Genomic DNA, 6,544 nt, shown 5'->3' with positions numbered 1-6,544 from the left:
GATGAGGGCCCGATCCACCGACACCATCATGGCCAGCGGCCTGAGGCCGCAAAAAACAGGCCGAACACATGAATGAACCTGACCGCTTCAGTATTGCCATTGTCAGAATCTTCTTGCTCAACGGGGGCCGTCCACACATGAATCACAAACAACCTTCTTTGGGAATCCTACGATTCTCTCAAAACAGGAAACGCTCTAGCTGTGGATACGAGATTGTTTAGTCCCGGCATTGCTGGAGCGGACCAAGCTTGAAGCGCTCGCGCTGTGCGTCCCAAGCCTTGCAAATGAACTCATAGGATGTGAGGTCTTGGGCCTGCGGCCGAAGTTGTAGGCCGAGATGAAGTCGGCAATGTACTGGCGAGCTGATCGTGGCTCTCCTAGTAGAAGCGCCTGACGGTCGCATCCAAATGTTTAATCCTGCCAGAAAGAATGCAAAGTAGTCCGAGGCCGGCGTGCGGGAGTTGTGCCTGGGGGCTTCCGCGATCACACCATAACGGCCTGCCTGCGAATGGGCCATGTAGGACTGGCGGCGGATCTGATTGTCCGCTTGGCCGGCGCTGAAACCCCATAGCTGCTCCCACCCCTTGGCGCCGGCCTTCTTGCGATCGCCGGCCTCTGGAGGCATTCTCCGCACATGTCCGAACCGCAATACCCTGAACCATCGTCTCGAATGCCCCTACTGCCTAACTATCCGTCTGAGAATCCCGCACGATGCTCGCCCGGAGGCGCAAATCGTTTGCGATGATTGCGGGGAGTATCTCGGCACGTGGGATGAACTACAGACCGACTTCGAGAAGCAAGGCGGTAATTCCGGGGTCTTCCGGCTCGAAAACGGCCGTATCCGGCGCATCGACTGAGAGGATCGGGCGCCGGCCGGCGGCTATAGACCCGCCCAGTGACACGGCGCATAGTTTCGCGTTCGGCGACTGGAGCGTCGTAATGATGGTCTACACGGTGATTTGGTACGGCAAGCAAGGCGTGGTTGAAAAGGCGCCGTTCGATGCCGAGAAAGACGCCCGGGAGCACGCCCAGGCGACATTCGCTGCTCGCCAGCAGGATGACGGCGTCGTGGCGGTAGAAGTTCGCAAACACGATGGCACTGTCGTCTTTAGCCAAGCGGGAGGCAGCGGTGGCGGTGTCGACCGCGGCGGCGGCGGCGGCTAATAAGCGCACACAGGACCGCCGGGCAAGGAAGTGGAAAATTGCTAGGCACCGCGCGGCTCATTTCGAGCTTGCCTTCCGCACGTAACGTGCAACATCGCGAAATCCTTTGGCCCGGCCTTTCTTCCGCCACCCGAGACGCCTTCATAACCCTTCACGCATTCCATTGAGTAGCACAAAGGAGTTCAAATAAATGGCCTCTACCGCAGCGTTGGTCTGGTATCTCGTAATCGCCGGCCCGCAGGGCGGCATGGTCATGTTGCCGAGCACGTTCGATAAGCGCGAACAGTGCACCGCCGCCATAGCCGAATATCAGAAGCAGCCGGCGCCGACTGGTTGGTCGTTGCAATGCGTCCCCAGTGCGTCGCCATTCGCCGACAACGGATCAGCAGAGTAGGCAGCGGAGAGTGAAAAGGGCTCGTACCTAAAGTACGAGCCCTATCACTACTGGGACGCCGGTACGGGTAAGAGAGCTACCCGACGCCACATCACGTTATTCTCAGCCGCCCATCTTTTTCGCCATCGCACAGAAATTCGCGTGCGACTTGTTAATCGTGGCATCGCCGCAGTCTTTCAACACCGCCTTCTGCTCGGCGGGTTTCATGGCCGTCCATGCGGTCTTGAAATCCTTTTCCGACCTCAACGTTTTCATGCCGGCATCGCTGAAGAATGGCGACATCTTTGCAGGATCGTCGAGTGCCGACGTCCCGGTTGCCGTGCCCGCGAGCGCGGCACCGGTGATCATTGAAAGCGCCATGGCGCCCATGCAGAGCTTCTTGATATTCATTGTAAGTTCCTCCTGATTTGAGAGACGTTAGCCGCACACTCTCGTGCGCTCGACTACCCGGTGATGATGGCGCCAGTGCGTAGTCACAAATATGCGGCAGCCATGGTGGTGATGATGATGACGCCTGTAATAATGTCCGTCGTTGTACTGGCTGTCATTGTACTGACCGTCGTTGTAGCTGTCTTGGTAGTGATGCCGATGGTGGCGACGGTACTGGCCGCCATCGTCCGAGGAGTATTGGTCAGCGTAACCTCCGCCGTTGTCAGGCTGAATAATTACGCTTTGGGCATAAAGAGGCGCCATTGATACAAATGTCGCCGCCGCCGCGATCGCAGTCCCCAAAAATAGTTTCATCGATTTCCTCCTGCTGGATTTACTCGCGACCTCACAACGACGTGATGACTTGTGCGTTCCAGCGGCGTTGTTTACAAATTCGTAAGGGCCAACAGGCCCGCCCTTACGAATCCGTAAGGAAGTCGACCCCGACCTTCGTTCTAGATGTGCTAAATTAGCCCATGAGGTTCCTGCTTGTGGCTTTTGGCGTTCTGTTTTTCATGGCGCTTGCCTTTTGGCTGACTGTCAGTTTGATCCACGGGACGTGAACCCCACACGACAGCAGCTCCCGTAATCACGCCGACAAATCGGCCGTAACGATTGACGGAACATTAGCCGTCTCTGATGATTGATGCGTGCGGCAGGCGCTCCATTGCCTGCCGAAGATCGGCCCTCCGATCGATCCCGCATGCCAGCGCTTTGAAGCGAGGCAAAATAGGCGCGCGCTTCATTTCGGCTCGGCTGCCGTTAAAACCAAGGCTCCAAAACCCTTGCAAGACCTGCCTGGGCCAGGAACTTTCGGAGCCGAGCCCTCACGATCTTAGTTCGCCATTGTCATACGCACGCATTCCGCACCTTTGCTCACCCGGCTTTCGGCAACGCATAGGCGATAATAGAATCGCCCGCCGCTGTGCCGGTCGAACCATGCCCGCCGGCAACCACGATTAGATACTGTCGGCCATCGGAGCCAAGGTAACTGGAGGGGGTGGCCTGCCCGCCAGCGGGAAGGCGATCGCGCCAGATCTCCTTGCCTGTCTTCAGGTCATAACCGCGTACGTAGTAATCCAAGGTGCCGCTGAGAAAGGCGACGCCGCCCTTGGTAATGATCGGCCCACCGATGCCGGGCACGCCCATTTTGAATGGCAGCGGGATCGGCGACAGGTCGCGCACCGTTCCGTTGACATGCTTGTAGATGGTCTTGCCGGTCGTCAGGTCGACACCCGCGACATAGCCCCATGGCGGCGCTTGGCAGGGCAGCCCAAGCGGTGAGAGAAACGCTCCCATCTTGGCCGCATAAGGCGCTCCGAAATTTTCGTTGAAGACGTCCCCTCCCTCTTTGGTAACGACCCGCGCATACTTGTCCGGACGGGGGATCATCTTCGACGTAAAGGCAAGGTATACGGGCATGGCAAACATGACTTGCCGATTGGGATCGACCGCCACCGCGCCCCAGTTGAACGCGCCGAAGTTGCCGGGATAGACGATCGAGCCCCTCGCCGTCGGCGGAGTATACCTTCCCTTGTAATAGAGGTTGCGGAATTCGATCCGGCAGACGAGTTCGTCGAGCGGCGAAATCCCCCACATGTCCTTTTCCTGGAGTGGCTCGGGTTTAAATGAGATTGTCGAGACAGGTTGCGTGGGCGACGTGGTGTCACCCTTGACCCCGCCGGCCGGCGCGGGTTCCTCTTTAACGGGCAGCACCGGCTGTCCTGTCTTGCGATTAAGGACGTAGACCTCGCCCTGCTTGGTCGGTGCGACCAGTGCCGGGACCTCTACCCCGCCAACAGTGAGATCCACAAGGCTCGGCTGTGCCGGAACATCCATGTCCCAGAGATCATGATGGACGGTCTGGAACACCCAGGCTGGTTTGCCGGTGTTGACATCCAATGCGAGGATTGAGGATGAATATTTTTCGACGCTGGCGCTGCGGCCGACGCCGTATTGGTCAGGCGATTGGTTGCCCATCGGCAGGTAAATCAGTCCGAGTTTGGGGTCATAACTTGCCACACTCCACGAGTTTGGGGCGTTCTCTGAATAGGTCTGACCATTCGCGATAGGCGCGGTCGCATCGGGATTCTTGGAATCGAAATTCCAGACGAGATCACCGGTGTTTACGTCGTAGGCACGGATGACACCTGACGGTGAAGTTGTTGCGACGTTGTCATTGACGGAGCCGCCGACTATCACCAGCCGATCGGTCACGACAGGTGGCGAGGTGGAATAGATGGAGCCAGGCGTGATATTGGGCATGTTTGCCCACAGGTTGATCGTACCGTCATCCCCACCAAAACCCGGGCAAATCTTGCCAGTCTCAGCACTGATGGAAATGAGCCGCCCGTCCGACGTCGGTGCGAAGAGACGCTTGATGCATATTGCATCGGGATTCGCTATCGCTGAGGTCGTCTTGTGGTCGACGATCGGATTGGGATCGCCGCGCTTGGCCTGCCCCGTGACGACGTTCTGGGGCACACCGGCAGCGCCTGTCGTCACTTCCGCGGCGCTTTCCTCGACTCTCTGCTCCTCGGTCTTCGTTGTGCTGTCGGCCGTGACGGCCGGTTGCTGGCCACTAGGGGCGGGCTTGGCCGATGTCCCGTCAAAATAGGAAACGCCGCGGCAGGTCAAATGCTGCGTCGTCTGCTTGGCAGTCTGCTTCAGATGAGGGTCGAAACGCCACTTCTCCTTGCCGGTAACCGCATCGAGCGCGATCACCAAATTGTGCGGGGTGCAGATATAGACGGTCCCGTCGATCATAAGGGGCGTATCTTCGTAGGTCGCCTCTCCGGGGTCGTTCGGGCCGCGAATGTCGCCGGTGTGGTAGGTCCAGGCCACCTTGAGGTTGCTGACGTTCTCTGGCGTTATCTGGTCGAGCGGTGAGTAACGGCGGCCGGCGTCGGTGCGACCATAAGCATGCCATTCGCCGTCCGGTACATTGCTCTCGATACTCCTGGTTGCCGCCATCTGGGTGGCTGACAATGCGCCGCTCGTGTCGTGCGGGCTCAGCAACATCGAATAGAGTCCGGCAAGCAAGGCAACAGTCAATGAGCCGGCAAGCATCCCGCTCGATGCATCATAGCGCGCCCAGCCGATCTCCGGCCGATGCAAGGAACGAACCATTGGCGGAAGCAGCAGAAGCGCACCGATCACAATCAGCAGGCTGCCTCGAGCGGAAAGCGCCCACCAGTCGAAGCCCACCTCGTAAATGGACCAAGCGCATGTCACCAGGACGGTGGCGCCGTAAACCGCCAGACCCTCGGAGCGCAGTTTGAACAGCAGCAATGCCGAAGCGCAGAGACCAAGACCGAGGAGGATGAAGAACCAGGACCCGCCAATAAATGCCAACCAAGCACCGCCTATCAAAATAATTCCGCCGACCAATCCGGTCAGCGAAGAAAGGATTGTACGATACATTGCTCTGTTCCTGTCTTTTGGGAGCTCTCTCGCGATGCTCGAGCATTTGAAAATGCTGGGAGCGGCCACTCGGTGCCTTGTCAGATGAACGTCGAACTTCTCGCACTGTTCCACCGCGCAACATTTCGTGATCAGTTATTTACTCACCCTGAGCAGCAAGCAGGCGGCGGGCTCGGCGATCGTTCATCGATCAGAGTGTGACGTTGAGAAAGGACCGCGCCGGCCGCCGTCTATTGATTGCCGCTGGAGACTTTCAGCGACCGCGCCGGCCGGGGGTGTCGGAACTGGCCTTCTGGGGAGGCGCCACCCAGGTTTCAGGTTGCCGCTGGTTTTGAAATTTTGCGATGTCTGCCCGCTAGGATCGCGCCAGGAAGGGGTCAGTGCCCTAGCTTAACGAGATTAGATATCCTGGTTGCTGGCTATGGTACAGTTCAAGTCATAGAGCAAACCGTCCTTCAATCCATATATCCAACCATGGATCGATACGTTCTTGTTTGACCTCCATGCCGCATGCAGGATCGGCGTGCGCGCCAGACGTTTCACTTGGGAAGCGACTGAGCGCTCGCAGAGCCGGTCAAGATCCGTATCGCTCCAAGTACCACACTCCCGGCATTCGAATTCGGCCTCGGCAACATCTCTTATTGGCTGCAGCCAATGATCGATAAGGCCCAGACCTTTGCCGCTCACAGCGGCACGGATGCCACCGCAGCCATAGTGTCCGCAAACGATGATGTGCCGCACGCCGAGCTGATTTACCGCATATTCGACGACGGAGAGCATATTGAGATCGGTGGGATGGATGAGGTTGGCGACGTTGCGATGCACAAAAACCTCGCCGGGTTCCAATCCGGCAATCACATTGGCTGGTACGCGACTATCAGAGCAGCCGATCCAGAGATATTCAGGATTTTGCAAGTTCGAAAGACGTTGAAAATAATCAACCCTTTCGGCTTTACGTTCGTCTGACCACATTTTGTTGCGGACAAAGAGGTCTTCAATCATCATTAAGTCCGGCTAGGCTTTGCTTGCTTGCAGCGACGTGCGAAAAGTTGGCGGCCCTAACCTTTCCGTATCGCCTCGAAGATCAGCCTAGCGGATCCCATTTTCGCTATCAACTTCGAGCGCGCATCCTGG

6 protein-coding genes are annotated in these 6,544 nt (G+C 57.8%); 2 read left to right on the top strand and 4 right to left on the bottom strand.

The window, feature by feature from the left end; all coding sequences use genetic code 11:
• The first annotated feature begins 939 nt into the window (after positions 1-939).
• Together AB4Z43_RS29885 and AB4Z43_RS29880 are read left to right on the top strand one after the other, a co-directional pair.
• The gene (locus tag AB4Z43_RS29885) at positions 940-1,164 is read left to right on the top strand and encodes a hypothetical protein (RefSeq protein ID WP_441940343.1); all 225 of its coding nucleotides are present in this window, start codon (positions 940-942) and stop codon (positions 1,162-1,164) included.
• Positions 1,165-1,354: 190 nt separating this feature from the next.
• Positions 1,355-1,558: a hypothetical protein gene (locus tag AB4Z43_RS29880; protein ID WP_441940342.1), complete on the top strand. Its 204-nt coding sequence runs from the start codon at positions 1,355-1,357 to the stop codon at positions 1,556-1,558.
• Positions 1,559-1,660: 102 nt separating this feature from the next.
• Here AB4Z43_RS29880 and AB4Z43_RS29875 read toward each other — a convergent pair whose 3' ends face one another.
• The 4 genes from AB4Z43_RS29875 to AB4Z43_RS29860 all read right to left on the bottom strand — a co-directional run bounded on the left by AB4Z43_RS29875 (position 1,661) and on the right by AB4Z43_RS29860 (position 6,412).
• On the bottom strand, positions 1,661-1,948 hold the full coding sequence (locus tag AB4Z43_RS29875; protein ID WP_441940340.1) for a hypothetical protein: 288 nt from the start codon (positions 1,946-1,948) through the stop codon (positions 1,661-1,663).
• 27 nt (positions 1,949-1,975) lie between these two features.
• Positions 1,976-2,302, bottom strand: coding sequence for a hypothetical protein (locus AB4Z43_RS29870; protein WP_441940338.1), 327 nt, complete (start codon positions 2,300-2,302; stop codon positions 1,976-1,978).
• Positions 2,303-2,863: 561 nt separating this feature from the next.
• Positions 2,864-5,410 (bottom strand): glucose/quinate/shikimate family membrane-bound PQQ-dependent dehydrogenase, encoded by a 2,547-nt coding sequence (locus AB4Z43_RS29865; RefSeq protein WP_441940336.1) that lies wholly within the window; start codon positions 5,408-5,410, stop codon positions 2,864-2,866.
• Between the two features lie 399 nt (positions 5,411-5,809).
• Positions 5,810-6,412, bottom strand: coding sequence for a carbonic anhydrase (locus tag AB4Z43_RS29860; protein ID WP_441940334.1), 603 nt, complete (start codon positions 6,410-6,412; stop codon positions 5,810-5,812).
• Positions 6,413-6,544 lie beyond the last annotated feature (132 nt).

It is taken from the genome of Mesorhizobium sp. 2RAF45, from assembly GCF_052115225.1.
GTDB lineage: Bacteria > Pseudomonadota > Alphaproteobacteria > Rhizobiales > Rhizobiaceae > Mesorhizobium > Mesorhizobium jarvisii.
The sequence above is the reverse complement of the archived record's forward strand: the minus strand, read 5'-3'. Positions and strand labels throughout refer to the sequence as shown.